The following is a 20700-nucleotide window of genomic DNA, read 5'->3' on the forward strand; positions in this document are numbered from 1 at the left end:
CTCGTGCAGACCGTACAACCACCGGCCGAAACGCGTCAGACCCTGTGGACAACTCCACAGCCGTGACTCCACAGTTGTGGAAAACCCCTGGGAGAAAAGACACGGCCCGCGCCCCTCACGCCCGCAAGTACGCCAGCACAGCCAGCACCCGCCGATGTGTCTCCTCCGCCGGCGGCAGGTCCAGCTTCGTCAGGATGCCGCCGATGTGCTTGCCGACCGCGGCCTCGGACACCACCAGTTCCCGGGCGATCGCCCCGTTGGACTTGCCCTCGGCTATCAGCGCGAGGACCTCCCGCTCGCGCGGGGTGAGCCGCTCCAGCGGATCACGGCGCCGGCGCAGCAACTGCCGTACGACTTCGGGGTCCACGACGGTCCCCCCGTCCGCGACCTCGCACAGGGCGTCGACGAACTGCTCGACCTGGCCGACCCGGTCCTTGAGCAGATAGCCGACACCCGTGCCGTCTCCGGAGTCGAGGAGTTCGGAGGCGTACGCCCGCTGCACGTACTGGCTGAGGACCAGCACCGGCAGGCCGGGGCGCCGCTCCCGCAGGCGGACCGCCGCGTGCAGCCCCTCGTCCTGGAAGCCGGGCGGCATACGGACGTCGGTCACGACGATGTCGGGGCTGTGCTCCTCGACCGCGACCAGCAGGGCCTCGGCGTCGCCGACCGCCGCGACGACCTCGTGGCCGCAGCGGCCGAGCAGACCGATCAGCCCCTCGCGCAGCAGCACGCTGTCCTCGGCGAGCACTATCCGGAGCGATCGCGTTTCGCCGTCACCCCGTGCGTCCCGCGCGCCTCGGCCGGCTCCGTCACCTCGCAAGGGAACTCCACACGCAACAGGGTCGGACCACCCGGCGGACTGGACAGGGAGAGTCTGCCATCCAGGACCGACACCCGGTCGGCGAGTCCGGTCAGCCCGCTGCCCGCCGAGGCGTCCGCGCCGCCGCGGCCGTCGTCCCGCACCTCCAGCAGCAGCCGTCCGCGCGAGTGGCCGCCACGCACCTCGGCCCGGCCCGCCCCGCTGTGCTTGGCAACGTTGGCCAGCGCCTCGCAGACCACGAAGTAGGCGGCCGCCTCCACCGCCTGGTCCAGCCGCCCCGGCACCGACAGATCGACGTCGACCGGAACGACGGAGCGGTCCGCGGCGTCGGCGACGGCGGCGCTCAGACCGTAGTCCGCGAGGACCTTGGGGTGGATGCCCTGGATGAGCTCGCGCAGCTCGGCCAGGGCCTTGCCCGCCTCGTCGTGGGCCTTGGCGAGCTGGTCGGCGAGCGGTCCGGACGGGGCGTCGAGACGGGCCAGGCCGAGAGCCATCGTCAGGGCCACCAGGCGCTGTTGGGCCCCGTCGTGCAGATCGCGTTCGATGCGCCTGCGCTCCGCTTCGAAGGCGTCCACCAACCGCACACGCGAACGGCTCAGTTCGACCAGTCTGGCGTCCAGCTCACCGTCACGCGAAGCGACCAACAGCCGCGTCAGGCCGGCCCGGGCGCCCGCCACGACCCCCAGCACGTACAGGCCCACTGCCAGGATCAGCAGCCCGAGTACGGCCACCCCGAAGGCCGTCGGCCAGGTGGTGACCGTCCACTGCTTGAGCACCTTCGTCTCCCGGCCGTCCCCGACCGTGGCCAAGAGCAGCGGGGTGGCGGCCGTGGAGAGCGGAAAGAGCAGAGCGACGGTGACCGCGAGGGCGTCGACCGGCCAGAGCAGCCCGGCGAACAGCAGGGTGTACCCGAACTCGCGCCAGGTCGCCTGTTCCCTCAGCCGCGTCGTCAGCCAGGGCCGCAGCCCCGTGGCGGCAGGCGCCCGGTGCGGATCAGGTACCGGGTCCGCGTCGACCAGGCGCAGCCGCCGCCGTTCCACCCGCGCGACCACGACACCGGACAGCGCCAGCATGACGAGCAACGGCAGTCCCACGAGTACGGCGGTGAGCGCCCCGCCGACCACCGCCAGCGTCACGATCCCCACCAGCGCGACCATGCCGGCCACCGCACCGCTCAGCAGATAACCGACCGAGCGCCAGGGCCACGCCGACAGCAGGAAGCCCGGCCGGGACATGGCTTGCCACACATTCCGAGGATGCATGCGGATCACCGTAGAAGCGCGGCGCGGGGCGGGGCCATGAGCCAGGACGGAGGAGTCGGGGTATGGCCGGCCCTACCCCAGGACTCGGTCCCGCCGCACTGCGCCCGAGTACCTCCGAACGGTTTCGTGGAGCCACCGAGAACACCGGACGAGTGGGGGACCCATGACCACCGACGCCATCAGCCTGCGATCCGTCAGCAGGACGTACGGCAAGGCATCTGGGAGGGCACCTGGCAGCGCATACGGCAGGACGCGCAACAGAACGCACCACAGGAACAGCAGACCCGCCTCACCAGACGACACCACCCTGACCGTCACCGCACTCCACGACGTCACCCTCGCCTTCCCCCGCGGCACTTTCACCGCCGTCATGGGCCCCTCCGGCTCCGGAAAGTCGACCCTGCTGCAGTGCGCCGCGGGCCTGGACCGGCCCACCTCGGGTTCCGTCACCATGAGCGGCACCGAGCTCACGACGCTCAGCGAGACCAGACTGACCCTGCTCCGGCGGGAGCGCATCGGATTCGTCTTCCAGGCGTTCAACCTGCTGCCCTCACTCACCGCCGAGCAGAACGTCGCCCTGCCGCTCAGGCTGGCCGGCCGGCGCGTTCCGAAGGTCCGCATCCGCGAGGTGCTCCAGCAGGTCGGCCTCGCCGATCGCGCCCGGCACCGGCCGACAGAGCTGTCCGGCGGCCAGCAGCAGCGCGTCGCCCTGGCCCGTGCCCTGGTCACCCGCCCTGAAGTCCTCTTCGGCGACGAACCGACCGGCGCCCTGGACTCGCAGACCGGCCGCGAGGTACTGACCTTGTTGCGTGCCATGGTCGACCGAGAGGGCCAGACCGTCGTCATGGTCACCCATGACCCCGTGGCCGCGTCCTACGCCGACCGCGTGGTCTTCCTCGTCGACGGCCGGGTCAACGGTGAACTCGTCGGAGTGGGCACCAGCGACATCGCCACCCACATGGCCACGCTGGAAACCACACCACCGGCCCGACCGGCCGCCCTTCCCGCACCCCACCCCACACCGCACCCCGGACCTCACCCCGCGTCCGGCACCGGGACCCGCCCGGAAGGCCAGCCGTGCTGATCATCGCCCTCCACACCCTCCGCACCCGGTGGTCCACCTTCCTGGGCACGTTCGTCGCGCTCTCCCTCGGCGTCGCCCTGCTCACCGTGATGGGCCTGACCCTCGCCTCCTCCCTGGACGCGCCGGAGAGACAGCCGGAGCGGTTCGCCCTCGCACCAGTCGTCGTCCAGGGCCAGAACACCTTGAGCGTGCCGACCTCGATCGGCGCCCATGTTTCACGTGAAACACGCACACTCGCCCACCCCCGGGCGGTGCCCGAGGCCACCGTGACCGCGTTGAAGGAGCTCGGCACGGTCGTCCCGGACCGCTCCTTCCCGGTGCGCGCCGAGGGCGGCCCTGGCCATCTCGTCGGCCACCCCTGGTCCACCGCCGCCTTCGCCCCGTACGAGATCGCCGAGGGCCGCGCACCCCGTACAGCGGACGAAGTGGTCGTCACCGGTGACTGGACGCATCCCGGCAACCGGCTCCGCACCGACCACGGCACGGTGCGGGTCGTAGGCACCGTCCTCTCGCGGGGCTTCGAGACCGCTGTCTTCTACACCGACGCCCGCGCCGCCGCGTTGTCCCCGAAGAACACGCAACTCGTGGTGGAGGCAGCCGCACGAGACGTACGAGAAGCAGTGGAAGGCGACTCCGTCCACGTGCTCACCGGCAGCGCCCGCCGTCTCGCCGACCCGGGCCCGGACCGCGACCGGGAGGCGCTCACCGCGATGAACGCCCTGTTCGGCACCGCCGGCGGAGTCACCGCCTTCGTGTCGGTGTTCGTCGTGGCGTCCACCTTCGCCTTCGCGGTCGCCCAGCGGCGCCGGGAGTTCGGCCTGCTGCGCACCGCGGGAGCCACGCCCGGGCAGATCCGCCGGACGGTGTCCGCGGAGGCGCTGCTGGTCGGTGTCCTCGCCTCGGCCACCGGCTGTGTGCTCGGCTCGTACGGCGCCCCGCGCCTCGCCGCCTGGGTGGTCGAAGTCGGCCTCGCTCCTGGCTGGTTCGCCATCGGTGATGCCAAGTGGCCGTACCACATGGCCTTTTGGACGGGTCTGCTCGTCGCGCTGCTCGGTGTTGTCGCCGCGTCCTGGCGGGCGGGCCGCACCGGTGCCGCCCAAGCACTGCGCGAGGCCTCCGTGGATGCCCGAGCGATGACACGGGGCCGCCTGCTGTTCGGTTCCGGCCTGCTGCTGACCGCCGCGGTGACGCTGGCCCTGGCGCTGGTCACCGACCCGGGTGAGTTGCTGCACCGCAAGACGTACGTCAGCCGTCCGATGCTGCTGATCACCGCGGTCGCGCTGCTCGCGCCGGTCCTGGTGCGGCCGCTGACCCGGCTGCTCGCCTGGCTGCCGGCCCAGCTCCCGGGCGCGGGAGGAATGCTGGTGCGGGAGAACGCGACCGCGGGAGTCCGCCGTACAGCAGCCGTGGCGGCACCCGTCCTGGTCACGGTCGCCCTCACGGGCTCACTGCTGGGCGCGACCGCCACGCTGAACGCGGCCAGGGCCACCGAGGCACGCGAGCGGACCACGGCCGACTTCGTGGTCGTCCCCGCCGGGGACGCCGACCATGCCGGGAGCGAACGCCCCGCGGACAGCTGGGACACCATCTCCACCGAGACCCCGGGCTTCGACGCGCACACACTCCAGAGGCTCCGAGCGATCCCCGGCACCACGGTCTCCGCGAGCTCGTCGAGCGCCGTCTTCGTCCTGGAGGACGGCGTGGCCCTCATCAGGTCCGAGGCCCGCGCCGCCGAGGCCGCACCGCTCGCCGCAACCGCCGGCCTCCCCCTGGCCGCCGGAAAGGTGAGCGACCTCGACGACGGGTCGATCATCGTCAACGAGGAATGGGAGCGGCACACCGTCGGGCAGACCGTGGACGTGTGGCTCGGCGACGGCACCAGGAAGTCGCTGCGGATCGCCGCGGTGATGACGACCGGCACCGGTGACAACGGCGTCTATGTCACCCCGGCCAACGCCCCCGGCGCCCACATCGACCGCGTGGACGTCACCCTCGCGGCCGGTGCCGACCCGGCTGCCGTGGCCGGAGCCCTGCGCACCACGGGCGGACACGTCCTGACCCGGGACGAGTGGCTGCGGGCGAGTCACCCCGGGACCGACCGGACCACCCGGTACGGCTTTCTGCTGGTACTCGGCATCGCCCTGCTCTACACCGGGATCTCGCTGGCCAACACGATGGTCATGGCGACCTCGGACCGGCTGCGCGACCTGGCCGTGCTCCGCCTCGCCGGGGCCACCCGCCGCCAGTTGCTGCGGCTGGTCGGCGCCGAGGCGCTGACGGTCGTGGCGGTGGGCGGAGTGCTCGGGCTCCTGGTCGCCGGGATCAACCTGGCCGGGATGCAGGGTGCGTTGGGCCTGTTGTCGGTGCACGCTCCGATGCGGATCCCGTGGCCGGAGCTCGCGGTGGTCGGCGGAGCCTGCGCGGTCCTCGCCGTGACGTTCTCGGTCCTCCCGGCCGCCTGGGCGATGCGCCGCAGAGCCGTGGAACTGGCCGGTACGAGGGAGTGAGAGAGACCTCACAGGGTGAGCCACACCACCACCCCACCCCCTCGTACACGCCCACCACCCGGCCCCGCGAAGGGACAAAAAGAAGCCCCTCAGGTCCAGGACCTGAGGGGCTTCCAGTGGTGCGCGAGGGGGGAGTTGAACCCCCACGCCCTTTCGGGCACTGGAACCTGAATCCAGCGCGTCTGCCTATTCCGCCACCCGCGCATTGGGTGTGTCCTCGGGCTCCTCGCCTTGCGGTGCGGCGCCTTCCGACACGCAGAACATTAGCACGCTGGAGGGGGTGGGTTCACATCCCATATCCGGGGGCAGCCGCCCACCAGCGGCTTCGCAAACGGTCCACCGAAACGGGGTGCCGTCGGCCACGTATCAACCTGTGCCGGTTCACGTATCAACCTCGTACCGGTAGCACCCGTCTCCCCAGGAGCAGGTAGGGGTCCACAGTCAGGTGCGGGACACTGGTCTGCGGCCGCCTCTACGATCCTTGACAGAGGAGTGCACAGAGGACTTCGACTGCGGAGTTCGAAGTGGAGCTCCACAGGGAACTTCGGAGGCGTCGACACCCGTCGACCGTGCCGACAGGGGGAACCAGCCGATTCACCGGCGCGTGGATACGATCAGTAAGCAGTACCAGGTAAGCAGCAGCCGGCGCAGTACCCAGGACGGCAAGGACGGAGGAGGTGCCTCATGGGAGTCCTGAAGAAGTTCGAGCAGCGTCTCGAAGGTCTGGTCAACGGCACCTTCGCCAAGGTGTTCAAGTCCGAGGTCCAGCCCGTGGAGATCGCGGGCGCGCTCCAGCGGGAGTGCGACAACAACGCGACCATCTGGAACCGCGACCGCACGGTCGTACCCAATGACTTCATCGTGGAGCTGAGCACGCCGGACTTCGAGCGGCTCAGCCCGTACTCGGGCCAGCTCGGCGACGAGCTCGCCGGCATGGTGAGCGACTACGCCAAGCAGCAGCGCTACACCTTCATGGGCCCGATCAAGGTCAACCTGGAAAAGGCGGACGACCTCGACACCGGCCTGTACCGGGTGCGCAGCCGTACGCTCGCCTCCTCCACCAACCAGCAGGCCCCCGGCCCCGCGGCCCCGGCCGGCCGGGGCGGCGCACCGGCACCCGGCGGCGGCTACGGCTACCCGCCGGCCGCTCCGGCGGGCGCCCCGCCCATGCCGGCCGCCCCGCCTCCCGGCCGTGGCGCCCCCGGCGGCTACGGCTATCCACAGTCGGCCCAGGCCCAGCGCCCCGGCGCCGGCGGCCCGGTCGGCGCGCCCGCGCCGGGCTCCCGTACCCGCCACTGGATCGAGATCAACGGCGCCCGCCATCAGATCTCCCGCGCCACGCTGGTGCTGGGCCGCAGCACCGAAGCCGACGTGCGGATCGACGACCCCGGCGTCTCGCGCCGGCACTGTGAGATCCGGACCGGAACGCCCTCGACGATCCAGGATCTCGGGTCCACCAACGGCATCGTGGTGGACGGGCAGCACACCACCCGCGCTACGCTCCGCGACGGCTCGCGGATCGTCGTGGGCAGTACCACCATCATTTACCGGCAAGCCGAAGGGTGAAGCGGGGGCAATGTCAGAGCTGACCCTGACGGTCATGCGGCTGGGTTTCCTGGCCGTACTGTGGCTGTTCGTGATCGTGGCCGTTCAGGTCATCCGCAGCGACCTGTTCGGTACGCGCGTCACCCAGCGCGGCGCGCGCCGGGAGGCCGGCCGGGCCCAGCAGGCCCAGCGGCAGGCGCCTCCGCAACAGCGCCAGCAGCAGGCCGCCGGCGGCCGCCAGCGCCGTAACGCACCCACCAAGCTCGTCGTGTCCGAGGGCACCCTCACCGGCACCACGGTCGCGCTCCAAGGCCAGACCATCACGCTGGGCCGGGCGCACGACAGCACCATCGTGCTGGACGACGACTACGCCTCCAGCCGGCATGCCAGGATCTACCCGGACCGCGACGGTCAGTGGATCGTCGAGGACCTGGGCTCCACCAACGGCACGTACCTCGACCGAACGCGGCTGACGACCCCGACACCGATTCCGCTGGGCGCGGCGATCCGCATCGGCAAGACCGTCATCGAGCTGCGGAAGTAGTGCTACATCATGAATAGGCGCGAGCGGAGCGAGCACGCGGTGTGGGCCCCCACCCCGGGCCCCGGCGCGCTCCCGACCGGAGGGTGGGCACCGTGCGGATGTACCCGGAGCCGACAGGCGAGGTGCGCATGAGTCTGTCACTGCGCTTCGCCGCCGGATCGCACAAAGGCATGATCCGGGAGGGCAACGAGGACTCCGGATACGCCGGGCCCCGCCTGCTCGCCATCGCCGACGGCATGGGCGGCGCCGCCGCCGGCGAGGTCGCCTCCTCCGAGGCCATCTCCACCATCGTCGCCCTCGACGACGACGTCCCCGGCTCCGACGTCCTCACCTCGCTCGGCGTGGCCGTCCAGCGCGCCAACGACCAGCTGCGCTCCATGGTCGAGGACGACCCCCAGCTCGAAGGCATGGGGACCACCCTGACCGCGCTGCTGTGGACGGGCCAGCGGCTCGGCCTCGTGCACGTCGGCGACTCGCGCGCGTACTTGCTGCGCGACGGCGTCCTCACGCAGATCACGCAGGACCACACCTGGGTGCAGCGCCTGGTCGACGAGGGCCGCATCACCGAGGAAGAGGCCACCACCCACCCCCAACGCTCCCTGCTGATGCGGGCGTTGGGCAGCGGCGAACACGTCGAGCCCGACCTCTCCATCCGCGAGGTCCGCGCCGGCGACCGCTATCTGATCTGCTCCGACGGCCTCTCCGGCGTGGTCTCCCACCAGACCCTGGAAGACACTCTCGCCAGCTATCAGGGCCCCCAGGAGACCGTGCAGGAGCTCATCCAGCTCGCGCTCCGCGGCGGCGGCCCCGACAACATCACGGTCATCGTGGCCGACGTCCTGGACCTGGACACCGGGGACACCCTCGCCGGGCAGCTCTCCGACACCCCGGTCGTGGTCGGCGCGGTCGCCGAGAACCAGCACCAACTGCACGACAACGGCATCATGCAGACCCCCGCGGGCCGCGCCTCCGGGCTCGGCCGCCAGGGCCACGGGCAGGGCGGGGGCGGCGACTTCGGGCCGTCCAACCCCTCCGACACCACCGGCTACATCCCCGCGGCCAGCTTCGGCGACTACTCCGACGACGACTTCGTCAAGCCCCGCAAGGGCCGCAAGTGGCTGAAGAGATCGTTCTACTCGGTCCTCGCCCTCGCCGTCATCGGCGGTGGCCTGTACGGCGGCTGGCGCTGGACGCAGACCCAGTACTACGTCGGCACCAACGGCGAGCACGTCGCGCTGTACCGGGGCATCAGCCAGGACCTGGCGTGGGTCTCGCTCTCGAAGGTGTCCAAGGACCACCCCGAGATCGAACTCAAGTACCTGCCGCCGTACCAGCAGAAGTCGGTCGAGGGCACCATCGCCGAGGGCGATCTGAAGACGGCCCAGAAGAAGATCGACGAACTGGGCGTGCAGGCCTCCGCGTGCAAGAAGGAGGCCCAGGCGCAGGCCACGGAGGGCAAGAAGAACTCCAAGACGGGCGAGGGCCAGGCCGGCGGCACCACGGGAACCACTCGGTCCTCTCTGACGTCAAAGGCCACACCGACCCCGACGAGCACGACCTCCCCGTCCCCGAGCGCTTCCGCATCCCCGAAGCCCACTCCCACCCCCGGCCCCACTCTCTCGGACGAGGAGAAGCAGGTCGTCGGGAACTGCGGTACGCAGTAGGCAAGCCGTGAGAGGCCCTGGCACACGATGAGCAGCAGTACTTCGAACACGTCGACGCACCACACGTCCACGATCGGCGCGATCGGCGCTCCCAGCCGTCGCAACACCGAGCTGGCGCTGCTGGTGTTCGCCGTCCTCATCCCGGTCTTCGCCTACGCCAACGTGGGCCTGGCCATCAACGACCAGGTCCCGGCCGGGCTGCTGAGCTACGGCCTGGGCCTCGGCCTGCTGGCCGGCGTCGCCCATCTCGTCGTCCGCAAGTTCGCCCCGTACGCGGACCCGCTGATGCTGCCGCTGGCCACGCTGCTCAACGGCCTCGGGCTCGTCGCGATCTGGCGCCTCGACCAGTCCAAGCTGCTCCAGCAGATCCATGTCGCCGGCGGCAAGGCCACCAACCAGCTGATCTACACGGCGATGGGCATCGCCCTCTTCGCCGTCGTCCTGGTCTTCCTCAAGGACCACCGGGTCCTGCAGCGCTACACCTACATCTCCATGGTCGGCGCGCTGGTCCTGCTGCTCCTCCCGCTGGTCCCGGGCCTCGGCGCCAACATCACCTACGGCGCCAAGATCTGGATCCAGATCGGCAGCTTCACCATCCAGCCCGGTGAGTTCGCCAAGATCGTCCTCGCGGTGTTCTTCGCCGGCTACCTCATGGTCAAGCGCGACGCCCTGGCCCTCGCCAGCCGCCGCTTCATGGGTCTGTACCTGCCGCGCGGCCGTGACCTCGGTCCGATCATCGTCGTATGGATGATCTCGATCCTCATCCTGGTGTTCGAGACCGACCTCGGTACCTCGCTGCTGTTCTTCGGAATGTTCATCATCATGCTGTACGTCGCCACCGAGCGGACCAGCTGGATCGTCTTCGGTCTGCTGATGTCCGCGGCGGGTGCGGTCGGTGTGGCCAGCTTCGAACCGCACGTCAAAACACGTGTCCAGGCCTGGCTCGACCCGATGCGCGAGTACACGCTGAGTCGCACTCCGGGTGTCACCGGTGTCCACTCCGATCAGGCCATGCAGGCCCTGTGGGCCTTCGGCTCCGGCGGCACCCTCGGCACCGGCTGGGGCCAGGGCCACTCCGAGCTGATCCGCTTCGCCGCCAACTCCGACTTCATCCTCGCCACCTTCGGCGAGGAGCTGGGCCTGGCCGGCCTCATGGCGATCCTGCTGATCTACGGCCTGATCGTGGAGCGCGGCGTCCGCACCGCCCTCGCCGCCCGCGACCCCTTCGGCAAGCTGCTCGCCATCGGACTGTCCGGCGCCTTCGCGCTCCAGGTCTTCGTGGTGGCCGGCGGTGTGATGGGTCTGATCCCGCTGACCGGTATGACGATGCCCTTCCTGGCGTACGGCGGTTCCTCCGTCATCGCCAACTGGGCCCTCATCGGCATCCTGATCAGAATCAGCGACACCGCGCGCCGCCCGGCGCCCGCCCCCGCCCCCAGCCCCGACGCCGAGATGACCCAGGTGGTCCGCCCGTCATGAACAAGCCCCTGCGCCGGATCGCGATCTTCTGCGGCCTCCTGGTCCTCGCCCTGCTCATCCGCGACAACTGGCTCCAGTACGTCAAGGCCGACACCCTCAGGGAGGACCCGGACAACCGCCGCGTGCTCATCGCGCGGTACGCCACCCCCCGCGGCGACATCATCGTCGGCGGCAAGGCCATCACGGGGCACGCCGAGACCACCTCGGGCGACTTCAAGTACAAGCGCACCTACAAGGACGGTGCCATGTGGGCGCCGGTCACCGGCTTCGTCTCGCAGTCCTACGGCGCCACCCAGCTGGAGTCCATCGAGGACGGCATTCTCACCGGCACCGACGACCGGCTCTTCTTCCGCAACACCCTCGACATGCTCACCGGCAAGCCGAAGGAGGGCGGCAATGTCGTCACCACCCTCAACTCCGCCGCGCAGAAGGCCGCCTACGACGGTCTGAAGAAGCAGGGCGGCAAAGGCGCGGTCGCCGCCATCGAGCCCTCCACCGGCAAGATCCTGGCGCTGGCCTCCTACCCGTCGTACGACCCCTCAACGATCGCCGGCGGCAGCGACTCCGACGCGGAGGCGTGGAAGAAGATCGACAAGAAGAACAACCCCGACGACCCAGCGCTCAACCGGGCGCTGCGCGAGGTCTACCCGCCCGGGTCCACCTTCAAGGTCATCACCGCGGCGGCCGCGCTGGAGAACGGCCTGTACAAGACGGCCGACGAGAAGACCGACTCCCCGCTGCCCTGGACCATGACCGGGACCACGACCCAGCTGAAGAACGAGGGCAACATCCCCTGCAAGAACGCCACCCTGCGGGTCGCGCTGCAGTACTCGTGCAACACCGTCTTCGGCAAGATCGGCGCCGACCTCGGCAACGACAAGATGCTCGAAGAGGCCAAGAAGTTCGGCTTCACCGAGGAGCAGTTCACGCCGGTCCGCTCCAGCGCGTCGGTCTTCTCCAACGACATGAACCCCTCGCAGACCGCGCTGTCCTCCATCGGCCAGTACAACACCGCCGCGACCCCGCTCCAGATGGCCATGGTCGCCTCGGCCGTCGCCAACAACGGCACCCTGATGAAGCCGTACATGGTCGACTCCCTCCAGGCACCGAACGTGGACACCCTGGAGAAGACCCAGCCGGAGAAGCTGAGTGAGCCGCTGTCCGCGGAGAACGCCCAGATCCTCCAGTCGATGATGGAGACCGTCGTCCAGAAGGGCACCGGCACCACGGCCCAGATCGACAACGTCACCGTCGGCGGCAAGACCGGTACCGCCCAGCACGGCGAGAACAACAGCAAGAACCCGTACGCCTGGTTCATCTCGTACGCCAAGGTCGGTGACAGCGCGCCGGTCGCCGTGGCCGTGGTCGTCCAGGACGACAACGCGGTCCGCGAGAACATCTCCGGCAGCGGTCTCGCGGCGCCCATCGCCAAGCGCGTCATGGAGGCGGTCATCGACTCCAAGAAGTGACCCCGCTCACGTCGCCTTCACATCGGTGCACGTTGCGATACCGGTCCTGTATCGGGTGACGCACTTGGCCAGGTCACACAAAGCTAGCCGGGTACGGTAGGCCCGGAGTGCAGCCTCCGACGGCACACACGTGTCCGTCGGGACCGACGGAGAGGGCTGGTAGGAAGCTATGGAAGAGCCGCGTCGCCTCGGCGGCCGGTACGAGCTGGGCCAGGTGCTCGGCCGTGGTGGCATGGCGGAGGTCTACCTCGCCATGGACACGCGCCTCGGCCGCACGGTGGCGGTGAAGACGCTGCGCGCGGACCTCGCGCGCGATCCGTCCTTCCAGGCCCGGTTCCGCCGGGAGGCCCAGTCGGCCGCCTCGCTCAACCATCCCGCGATCGTGGCGGTCTACGACACGGGCGAGGACTACATCGACGGGGTCTCGATCCCGTACATCGTCATGGAGTACGTCGACGGCTCCACGCTCCGCGAGCTGCTGCACTCCGGCCGCAAGCTGCTGCCGGAGCGCTCCCTGGAGATGACCATCGGGATCCTCCAGGCGCTGGAGTACTCGCACCGCAGCGGGATCGTCCACCGGGACATCAAGCCGGCCAACGTCATGCTCACGCGCAACGGCCAGGTCAAGGTCATGGACTTCGGCATCGCCCGCGCCATGGGCGACTCCGGCATGACCATGACGCAGACCTCCGCGGTCATCGGCACCGCCCAGTACCTCTCCCCGGAGCAGGCGAAGGGCGAGCAGGTCGACGCGAGGTCGGACCTCTACTCCACCGGCTGTCTCCTCTACGAGCTGCTGACGGTCCGGCCGCCCTTCGTGGGCGACTCCCCGGTAGCCGTCGCCTACCAGCACGTACGCGAGGAGGCGCAGCCCCCGTCGGTCTTCGACCCCGAGATCACGCCCGAGATGGACGCCATCGTCCTCAGGGCCCTGGTCAAGGACCCGAACTACCGCTACCAGTCGGCCGACGAGATGCGCGCCGACATCGAGGCCTGCCTCGACGGCCAGCCGGTCGCGGCCACCGCGGCGATGGGCTCGGTGGGCTACGGCGGCTACCCGGACGACCAGCCGACCACGGCCCTGCGCTCCGACGCCGGAGCCACCACCATGCTGCCGCCGATGAACCCGGACGACGGCGGCTACGGCTACGACGACCGCCCCGACCGGCGCCGCCAGAAGAAGTCGAACACCTCGACGATCCTGTTGGTGGTGGCGGGCATCCTGGTGCTCGTCGGCGCGATCCTGATCGGCAAGTGGATCTTCAGCGGCGGCGGTGCGGGCAACGACCAGGTGGCCGTGCCGAACCTCGTCAACCAGACGCAGGCAGACGCCACCAGACAACTGGGCAACGTCGACCTGAAGCTAGGCGAGGTCACGCAGAAGGCGTGCGAGAACACCGCCAAGGGCAACATCTGCGAGCAGAACCCGACGGGCGGCACCAAGGTCGACAAGAACTCCGCCGTCAGCATCGTGGTGTCCACCGGGGCGCCGAAGGTGGCCGTCCCCAGTGTCCTGGGCCAGAGCTTCGACGAGGCCAAGGCGCTGCTGGAGGGCGACAAGTACCAGTTCAAGGTCGAGAAGAAGGAAAAGGTGTCGCCGGAGGAACCGGGCATCGTCCTGGGGCAGAACCCGAACCTCGGCCAAGAGGTCCAGAAGGGCTCGACGATCACCCTCACCGTGGCGAAGGCCGAGGAGAAGTCGACCGTGCCCGACGTCGCCGGCAAGTCGTGTGACGAGGCCAGGGCTCAGATGACGGCCAACAACCTGGTCGGCACCTGCGTCGACGAACCCACCACCGACCCCAACTTGGACGGCAAGGTCATCTCGACGTCTCCGGATCAGGGCCAGCAGGTCGACAAGAACTCGACGGTGACGATCAAGGTCGGCAAGGTCAAGCAGCAGACGCCCGTGCCGGAGGTGCGGGGCCAGACCGTGAAGCAGGCCAAACAGACCCTGCAGGCGGCCGGCTTCACCCAGATCCAGTTCAACGGTGACTCCAGCGACAACGCGATTGTCACCGGCGAGGACCCGCAGCCCAACACCGGCGTCGACAACCCCGGCGGCACGACGATCACCCTCACCACGGTGGGCGGCAACAACAACGGCGGGAACGACAACGGCGGTACCAACTTCTTCGGCGGTACCGGCGGCTGACGGCCGAGCCGTTGCCAAGAGCGCCAGTCAGGGCCCCGGCATCCTCTCGAGGGTGCCGGGGCCCTGGCTTTTCCTGTTGCACGGGCAGGCTGCTTCCACAGCTCCACGTGCTCGGGCCCCTAAGTAACAGAAATCAGGCCCAACGGGCGTTCAACAGCAATGCTTCACAATTTGATTCATCCCAATAGACAATGGCACGTGACATACCTCACACGCAGCATACCCTGGCGCCCTTCAGGTCATGATCATGTAAGGTTCGAGCGGCTAACCATTAATTCGGTGATAGCCCCTGACCGAAAAGGGAACTGAAAGCGTGAAGCGTTCACTGCGTGTTCTTGCGGCCACCTGTGCAACTGTTGGCGCGGTCGTCATTGCTGGTCCGGCTTATGCCGGCTCATACAATGGGGTGTGCGAATCGTCCAACGGTGGCGAGGTCTGCCTGCACCAAGAGAACGACATTAACAGCCCTGTCTACGACACCTTGTACAGCAAGACGAGTTACGCGGGAAGCACCTTCTACGGCACCTCGACGCCGATCGACAACAACACGGGTGGCGCCGAGAACAAGGATCCCGACAACTCGGTCAAGTTGTTCTCCGGCCAGAACTACACCGGGATATCGCTCAGCGTCCCGTCGGGTCACAGCGTGGGCTACCTCAAGTCCTACTACTCGGTTTCGTCGCACTGCTTCACCAGCAACACCGCCTGCCCGTAGCACTGTCCGGTGGGGCTCCGCTCGGGGCCCCACCGCTCTGCTGTACCGACCTGCGCAATCCGGAGCACAGCGTCATGCCCTCACGAGTAGCCACTAAGCGTTCCCTCGCCCCGCTGCTTCTTGCCACTCTCCTGTGCAGCTCGGCGTGCAGTTCACTGGGTCTCGATTCACCCCATAAGGCCTCAGAGGAGCAGAGGGACAGAGCGCTGCCCACCCAGAAGGTGGCAGGTGTCGTCGTACCCGTGCTCCCGCTGGACGCGTACGTCCCCACTGCTCAGGAAGAGAGCATCGTGGAGCGAGCAACGTATGTGCTGGCTCAGAAATGCATGACTGCCGAGGGTGCGTCCTGGCCCGCCCCTCTGCCGTTGATGGGAATTCCGCACTCTCCCAATGAACGGCGATACGGGGTCATAGACGAACGAACAGTTGCCGAATACGGGTACCATCTTCCACCGGCCGCCGGGGTGACGCGCAAGCAACTGGCGGAACGGATCAAGGACGAGAAGCGGCGCGACACCAAATTGACCGACCAGCTGACCGCGCTGTACACAGGCGAATCAGATGACGGTTCGATGGACCCTGCCGGCGGCTGCAGGGGAAAGGCACGCAAGGCGCTGGCAATCTCGGATTCAAAAGAAATGGAGATCTCGCCTGTCGCCGACGCATCACGTGAAGCCTGGGAACGGACTACGCGTGATCCCGAAGCGCTCGCCGCCGACGCCGCTTGGAGCAGCTGTATGAAGCGTGCCGGGCACGTGTACCCGAATCCGCACAAAGCCGCAGGTGACAAAAGGTGGCTTCCCACTTCGGATGCGGACTTCGTGCGCAAACCGGCACAGGTCGAGGTCGAGACCGCCATGGCGGACGTCAAATGCAAGGCTGCAATCCATTACGTGGAAACCTGGCAGCGGGTCGAAACTGGATACCAAACAGAGCTTCTGCGTGAACACGGGAAGGAGATTCGCGCTGAACGCGCGAAGTGGCAGGAGTCTCTGAAGCGCGCGAAGAAGATCTTGGCTGTGAACTGATCCGGGGTAGTACACCGGGGTGCAGGTCGTCAGGGTGTCGTAGGGCGTCCCGCGTCTCGAAGACGATCGGGTCGCCGGTCGGCGCAAGAGGCCCGAAGCCGCAAGAGAAAGTTGCGGCTTCGGGCCTCCGTCATGCTAGGCCAGTTCCTTCGGCAGCGTCCGCTCGCTGTCCACCTTCTCGGTGCGGACCAGCTCCCCCCACACCACATACCGATACCGGGACGTGTACACCGGTGTACACGTCGTCAGCGTGATGTAGTGGCCGGCCTTCTTCTTGCCGGACTCCTTGGGGACCCGGCCGAGGACCTTGACGTTGTACTTCGAGGTCTCGGGAAGGACGGCGTAGACCTTGTAGACGTACCACTCGTCCTTGGTCTCGAAGACGATCGGGTCGCCCTTCTTGACCTTGTCGATGTTGTGGAACTTCGCGCCGTGGCCGTCCCGGTGCGCGGCGAGGGCGAAGTTGCCGGTCTTGCCGCTGGTGGGGAGCGTGGCCTTGACGGGGTCGGTGTAGTAGCCGGCGACACCGTCGTTGAGGATCTTCGTCGAGGTGCCCTTCTCGACCAGGACCTCGCCGTTCTTCATCGCGGGGACATGCAGGAAGCCGATGCCGTTCTTGGTGTCCAGCGCGCCCGGGCCGCCCGTGGTCCGCTCGGTCCAGGCGTCACGCACCTTGTCGGCCTGCTTGTCCGCCGCGCGGTCGGCGACGACGTTCGTCCACCACAGCGAGTAGACGACGAACAGGCCGAGCACCAGGCCTGCCGTGATGAGGAGTTCACCGAAGAAGCTGACCGCCATCGCGATCCGGCCGGTGCCGCGGCGGCGCGGCGCGGGGCTGCCGGCTTTCTGCTCTTGCTCTGTGGTCGCTGCCACTGATCATCTGCCCTTACTGGACGAGCGCATCCGGCTTGCCCTTGCTGCGCGGCCGTTCCTCGACCATCTTGCCCCAGACGATCAAGCGGTACTTGCTGGTGAACTCCGGCGTGCAGGTGGTGAGGGTGATGTAGCGGCCGGCCGTGGTGAATCCGGATCCCTTGGGGACGGGGGCGATCACGCTTGTGTTGCTCGGAGCCGTCACCGGGAGCGTCGACGTCATCTTGTACACGAAGTACTCGTCCTGCGTCTCGACGACGATCGAGTCGCCCGGGCTGAGCCTGTTGATGTAGCGGAAGGGCTCGCCGTGCGTGTTGCGGTGACCGGCGAGAGCGAAGTTGCCGGTCTTGGCGTCGGGCATCGCAGTCTTCAGCGCGCCCTCGCTGTAGTGCCCGACCATGCCCTTGTCGAGCACCTTCTTGTTGCTGACGCCCTCGGCTATCGGCACCACCACGTCCAGCTTGGGGATGTGCAGCAGGGCGAAGCCCTGGCCCGGCTCGAAGGTGCCCGGGGCGCCCTTGCCGCTCGCCCAGTCGTTCTGGAGGCTGCTCGCCTCCTTGTCCGCCGCCGCGTGCGCCCGGACGTTGGTCCACCACAGCTGGTAGCTGACGAACAGCAGCATCAGCACACCGGTGGTGATGAACACCTCACCGATCGCACGGCTCGCGACGACGGCCGCGCCGGGTTTGCGCGCCTTCGCCTGTCTGCGGGCCTCGACGCGGGACAGCGGCCTGCCGTCCGGCGACTCCTGCTCCGGCTGCGCTTCGGCTGCGGCTCCGCCGCCATGGCGTCCGTGACGGCCCTTGGCGGCCTTTCTGCGGGCCGCACGGCCCCCCTGTGGGGATCCAGTGGCGGATGTGACAGAAGAGGCCGTGGAGGCGGAAATGGAGGGTGGGGGCGGATCGGGTATCCGCAGCGCCACCGTCTCGTCGTCGGCCGGCGGCACGTACGGCGCCGACGCCCGGCCGTCGGACACTCCGCCGTCCGACACCCCGCCGGAAGGCTGCTCGGTGTACTGCCCCTCGGCGAAGGGCTTCTCGGCGTACGGCTCATCGACGTAGGAAGCAGCGCCGAAGGACTGCCCGCCGTAGGGGTCGCCGCCGTAGGACTCGTACGACGCGTCGCCGTACAAGTCCTCGCGCTCGGGGCGCAGGGCCGTCACGCCGTGGCCCTGCCCACCACCGGGGCGAGCCCCGCCGACCTCGCCACCGCGCCCTGGTCCCCGCACTCCACCAGCCAGTTGGCCAGCATCAGGTGACCGTGTTCCGTCAGCACCGACTCGGGGTGGAACTGCACACCCTCGACCGGGAGTTCACGGTGCCTCAGCCCCATGACGATCCCGTCGTGCGTCCGCGCGGTGACCTCCAGCTCCGCCGGGACCGTCGCCGGCTCGGCGGCCAGCGAGTGATAGCGGGTCGCCGTGAACGGCGTCGGCAGACCGGCGAAGACTCCCTTGCCCTCGTGCTCCACCAGGGAGGTCTTGCCGTGCAGCAGCTCGGGGGCGCGGTCCACGACACCGCCGTACGCCACCTGCATCGACTGCATGCCGAGGCAGACACCGAAGACGGGGACCCCGGTCGCGGCACAGTGGCGCACCATCTCGATGCAGACCCCGGCCTCCTCCGGTGTGCCGGGGCCGGGCGAGAGCAGGACGCCGTCGAAGCCGTCCTGGGCGTGTGCCGTCGACACCTCGTCGTTGCGCAGCACCTCGCACTCCGCGCCCAGCTGATACAGGTACTGGACCAGGTTGAAGACGAAGCTGTCGTAGTTGTCGACGACGAGAATGCGCGCGCTCACTGGTTGTCCACCGTCACATCGTTGAAGGGCAGCAGCGGTTCGGCCCACGGGAACACGTACTGGAACAGGACGTAGACCACAGCAACGACCAGCATGAGTGAGAGCAGCGCCTTCACCCATGCGCTGCCCGGCAGATGCCGCCAGATCCAGCCGTACATGCCGTCCCTTCCGTCGCACCACGGCACCACACACACGCCGTACCGCACCAGACTAACGGCGCAGGGCAACAGGCTTGCCGTCCTCCACAGGCTGTGTGGAGTCCAGGTGTGCCCAGACGATCAGCCGGTGACTGTGGCCCCACTCCGGATCGCACGTGGTCAGCGTGAGATAGCGGCCAGGCCGCGTGTACCCGGATTTACGTGGCACAGGATCGATCACCTCAATGTCGGAGGGCACGGTTTTGTAAGGCCCTTTGTCGATCCGATACGTGAACCAGGTCGTTCCGTCGGTCAGGACGACCGCGTCTCCGCGCCGCAGCCGCGGGAAGTCCTTGAAGGGATCGCCGTAGGTGCGCCGGTGCCCGGCGACCGAGAAGTTGCCCGGCTGCCCGAGCTGCGCGGTGTTCGCGTAGTGGCCGAGACCCTTCTTCAGGGTGCCGACCTGGGTGCCTTCGAGCACGGGCTTGTTCCACGTGAAACCGAGCCGGGGGATGTACATGATCGCGAAGGGCTTCCCGCTCCGGTACGGCGCCGGCCGCGCGGGAGAGGCAGCGGGAGAGGCGGAGGCGCCGGCCGTCACCTTGGGCTGCCGCACACTCCCCTGCGACCACTGCTGCTGCAACTGGTCGATCTGGTCGTCCATGACGGTGTCGGCCTTCACACCGGTCCAGAACAGCACATAGGCGACGAACAACACGATCAGGGCGCCGGCGGTGATGCACAGCTCGCTGACGGTCCGGACGACGACACGCACCGGCGGCTCCAGGGACTCACACCGTGCTCACTCCACGGGCTTGGCGTACTGCAGATCCACTGTGCCCGAGTAGCCGGGAAGAGTCACCGTGCCGTCGTCGGCGACATTCCAGCCGAGGCCGTAGACGTTGACGTAGACCATGTAGTTCTGGATCGCCTTGGAGTCCGCGAGCGCCTGCTTCAGCCTGCCGGGGTCACCGACCGCCTGGATCTTGTACGGCGGTGAGTAGACGCGGCCCTGGAGGATCAGGGTGTTGCCGACGCAGCGCACGGCACTGGTGGAGATCAGCCGCTGGTCCATGACCTTGATGCCCTTGGCGCCGCCCTTCCACAGGGCGTTGACCACGGCCTGGAGGTCCTGCTGGTGGATGACCAGGTAGTCGGGCTGCGGCTCGGGATAGCCGGGGAGCTTGGCGGTGGCGTTCGGCGGGGCGTCGTCGAGCGTGACCGTGACCGCCTTCCCCTTGATCTTCTGGGTGCCCGCCCGGTCCTCCAGGGCGGCGAGCTTGTCGTCCTCGGCCTTGGTGCTGCCGTCGTCGCGCTCGGCCAGCGACTCGACGTCCCGGCGCAGCGAGCCGTTCGACTCGTCGAGCGTGCCGTTGTTGCGGCTGCGCTCCTGGATGAGGTCCGAGAGCTTGAGCATGGAGGCGTCCGTGCGGATGTCGGTGCCCTTGGCCGTATTGAAACTCGTGAAGAAAATGAGTCCCGCGAGAGCGAAGACGGCCGCGGTGAGCACCCGCACCGGCCGGAAACCTCGCCTGCGGACAGGACTGGATCCGGACTGGGGGGAGTCGGCAGAATTGCTCAACGTACCCTTATCTCCTTCGGCGCCGCGGAAGCACTACGC

At 68.6% G+C, this 20700-nt stretch carries 18 protein-coding genes and 1 tRNA gene; 10 read left to right on the top strand and 9 right to left on the bottom strand.

The window, feature by feature from the left end:
• Nucleotides 1-115: 115 nt before the first annotated feature.
• Both RKD20_RS22000 and RKD20_RS22005 read right to left on the bottom strand, forming a co-directional pair.
• Nucleotides 116-748: a response regulator transcription factor gene (locus RKD20_RS22000; RefSeq protein ID WP_402268004.1), complete on the bottom strand. Its 633-nt coding sequence runs from the start codon at nt 746-748 to the stop codon at nt 116-118.
• Nucleotides 748-2055 (bottom strand): sensor histidine kinase, encoded by a 1308-nt coding sequence (locus tag RKD20_RS22005; protein ID WP_424883286.1) that lies wholly within the window; start codon nt 2053-2055, stop codon nt 748-750. The genes RKD20_RS22000 and RKD20_RS22005 overlap by 1 nt, the downstream gene beginning before the upstream one ends.
• 190 nt (nt 2056-2245) lie before the next feature.
• Between RKD20_RS22005 and RKD20_RS22010 the strand changes: the two genes are divergently transcribed.
• Both RKD20_RS22010 and RKD20_RS22015 read left to right on the top strand, forming a co-directional pair.
• On the top strand, nt 2246-3166 hold the full coding sequence (locus RKD20_RS22010; RefSeq protein ID WP_424879233.1) for an ABC transporter ATP-binding protein: 921 nt from the start codon (nt 2246-2248) through the stop codon (nt 3164-3166).
• Nucleotides 3160-5673: an FtsX-like permease family protein gene (locus RKD20_RS22015; RefSeq protein ID WP_424879234.1), complete on the top strand. Its 2514-nt coding sequence runs from the start codon at nt 3160-3162 to the stop codon at nt 5671-5673. Before RKD20_RS22010 ends, RKD20_RS22015 begins: the two co-directional genes overlap by 7 nt.
• A gap of 117 nt (nt 5674-5790) precedes the next feature.
• Here RKD20_RS22015 and RKD20_RS22020 read toward each other — a convergent pair.
• Nucleotides 5791-5877: transfer RNA gene (locus RKD20_RS22020), tRNA-Leu, on the bottom strand.
• A gap of 480 nt (nt 5878-6357) precedes the next feature.
• On the opposite strand from RKD20_RS22020, the gene RKD20_RS22025 reads away from it, so the two are divergent.
• The 8 genes from RKD20_RS22025 (at nt 6358) to RKD20_RS22060 (ending at nt 16272) form a co-directional block, all read left to right on the top strand.
• Nucleotides 6358-7239 carry an FhaA domain-containing protein gene (locus RKD20_RS22025; protein WP_020119463.1) on the top strand — a complete coding sequence of 294 codons (882 nt, stop codon included), beginning with the start codon at nt 6358-6360 and terminating at the stop codon, nt 7237-7239.
• Nucleotides 7240-7249: 10 nt separating this feature from the next.
• Complete coding sequence (locus tag RKD20_RS22030) at nt 7250-7762, top strand: FHA domain-containing protein FhaB/FipA (RefSeq protein ID WP_020119464.1); 513 nt, start codon at nt 7250-7252, stop codon at nt 7760-7762.
• A 98-nt stretch (nt 7763-7860) separates the two neighbouring features.
• Nucleotides 7861-9426 (top strand): Stp1/IreP family PP2C-type Ser/Thr phosphatase, encoded by a 1566-nt coding sequence (locus tag RKD20_RS22035; RefSeq protein WP_424883287.1) that lies wholly within the window; start codon nt 7861-7863, stop codon nt 9424-9426.
• Between the two features lie 27 nt (nt 9427-9453).
• Nucleotides 9454-10905 (top strand): FtsW/RodA/SpoVE family cell cycle protein, encoded by a 1452-nt coding sequence (locus tag RKD20_RS22040; protein ID WP_359427140.1) that lies wholly within the window; start codon nt 9454-9456, stop codon nt 10903-10905.
• Entirely contained in the window at nt 10902-12374 is a 1473-nt protein-coding gene (locus RKD20_RS22045; RefSeq protein WP_424879235.1) for a peptidoglycan D,D-transpeptidase FtsI family protein, read from the top strand. Before RKD20_RS22040 ends, RKD20_RS22045 begins: the two co-directional genes overlap by 4 nt.
• Before the next feature lie 169 nt (nt 12375-12543).
• Nucleotides 12544-14529 (top strand): Stk1 family PASTA domain-containing Ser/Thr kinase, encoded by a 1986-nt coding sequence (gene pknB / locus RKD20_RS22050; RefSeq protein ID WP_424879236.1) that lies wholly within the window; start codon nt 12544-12546, stop codon nt 14527-14529.
• A gap of 313 nt (nt 14530-14842) precedes the next feature.
• Nucleotides 14843-15244: a hypothetical protein gene (locus RKD20_RS22055; RefSeq protein ID WP_424879237.1), complete on the top strand. Its 402-nt coding sequence runs from the start codon at nt 14843-14845 to the stop codon at nt 15242-15244.
• 242 nt (nt 15245-15486) lie between these two features.
• Entirely contained in the window at nt 15487-16272 is a 786-nt protein-coding gene (locus tag RKD20_RS22060; protein ID WP_424879238.1) for a hypothetical protein, read from the top strand.
• 135 nt (nt 16273-16407) lie between these two features.
• Here RKD20_RS22060 and RKD20_RS22065 read toward each other — a convergent pair whose 3' ends face one another.
• Genes RKD20_RS22065 through RKD20_RS22090 form a run of 6 tightly spaced genes read right to left on the bottom strand, consistent with a single transcriptional unit; the run spans nt 16408 to nt 20661 of the window.
• Nucleotides 16408-17145, bottom strand: coding sequence for a class E sortase (locus RKD20_RS22065; RefSeq protein WP_424879239.1), 738 nt, complete (start codon nt 17143-17145; stop codon nt 16408-16410).
• A 13-nt stretch (nt 17146-17158) separates the two neighbouring features.
• The gene (locus tag RKD20_RS22070) at nt 17159-18307 is read right to left on the bottom strand and encodes a class E sortase (RefSeq protein ID WP_424879240.1); all 1149 of its coding nucleotides are present in this window, start codon (nt 18305-18307) and stop codon (nt 17159-17161) included.
• Nucleotides 18304-18942 carry an aminodeoxychorismate/anthranilate synthase component II gene (locus RKD20_RS22075; protein WP_125192026.1) on the bottom strand — a complete coding sequence of 213 codons (639 nt, stop codon included), beginning with the start codon at nt 18940-18942 and terminating at the stop codon, nt 18304-18306. Before RKD20_RS22075 ends, RKD20_RS22070 begins: the two co-directional genes overlap by 4 nt.
• Complete coding sequence (locus RKD20_RS22080; RefSeq protein ID WP_020119471.1) at nt 18939-19100, bottom strand: hypothetical protein; 162 nt, start codon at nt 19098-19100, stop codon at nt 18939-18941. Before RKD20_RS22080 ends, RKD20_RS22075 begins: the two co-directional genes overlap by 4 nt.
• 52 nt (nt 19101-19152) lie before the next feature.
• Entirely contained in the window at nt 19153-19854 is a 702-nt protein-coding gene (locus RKD20_RS22085; RefSeq protein WP_424879241.1) for a class E sortase, read from the bottom strand.
• A gap of 27 nt (nt 19855-19881) precedes the next feature.
• On the bottom strand, nt 19882-20661 hold the full coding sequence (locus RKD20_RS22090; RefSeq protein ID WP_424879242.1) for a DUF881 domain-containing protein: 780 nt from the start codon (nt 20659-20661) through the stop codon (nt 19882-19884).
• Between the last annotated feature and the right edge of the window lie 39 nt (nt 20662-20700).

It is taken from the genome of Streptomyces sp. SLBN-8D4, from assembly GCF_049739545.1.
Lineage (GTDB): Bacteria > Actinomycetota > Actinomycetes > Streptomycetales > Streptomycetaceae > Streptomyces > Streptomyces canus_C.

What these genes read in the sequence shown, in the direction of transcription:
- RKD20_RS22025 (WP_020119463.1), top strand. Translation starts at nt 6,358, where the DNA reads ATGGGAGTCCTGAAGAAGTTCGAGCAGCGTCTCGAAGGTCTGGTCAAC.
- pknB (WP_424879236.1), top strand. Translation starts at nt 12,544, where the DNA reads ATGGAAGAGCCGCGTCGCCTCGGCGGCCGGTACGAGCTGGGCCAGGTG.
- RKD20_RS22030 (WP_020119464.1), top strand. Translation starts at nt 7,250, where the DNA reads ATGTCAGAGCTGACCCTGACGGTCATGCGGCTGGGTTTCCTGGCCGTA.
- RKD20_RS22045 (WP_424879235.1), top strand. Translation starts at nt 10,902, where the DNA reads ATGAACAAGCCCCTGCGCCGGATCGCGATCTTCTGCGGCCTCCTGGTC.
- RKD20_RS22005 (WP_424883286.1), bottom strand. Translation starts at nt 2,055, where the DNA reads ATGTCCCGGCCGGGCTTCCTGCTGTCGGCGTGGCCCTGGCGCTCGGTC.
- RKD20_RS22010 (WP_424879233.1), top strand. Translation starts at nt 2,246, where the DNA reads ATGACCACCGACGCCATCAGCCTGCGATCCGTCAGCAGGACGTACGGC.
- RKD20_RS22040 (WP_359427140.1), top strand. Translation starts at nt 9,454, where the DNA reads ATGAGCAGCAGTACTTCGAACACGTCGACGCACCACACGTCCACGATC.
- RKD20_RS22035 (WP_424883287.1), top strand. Translation starts at nt 7,861, where the DNA reads ATGTACCCGGAGCCGACAGGCGAGGTGCGCATGAGTCTGTCACTGCGC.
- RKD20_RS22080 (WP_020119471.1), bottom strand. Translation starts at nt 19,100, where the DNA reads ATGTACGGCTGGATCTGGCGGCATCTGCCGGGCAGCGCATGGGTGAAG.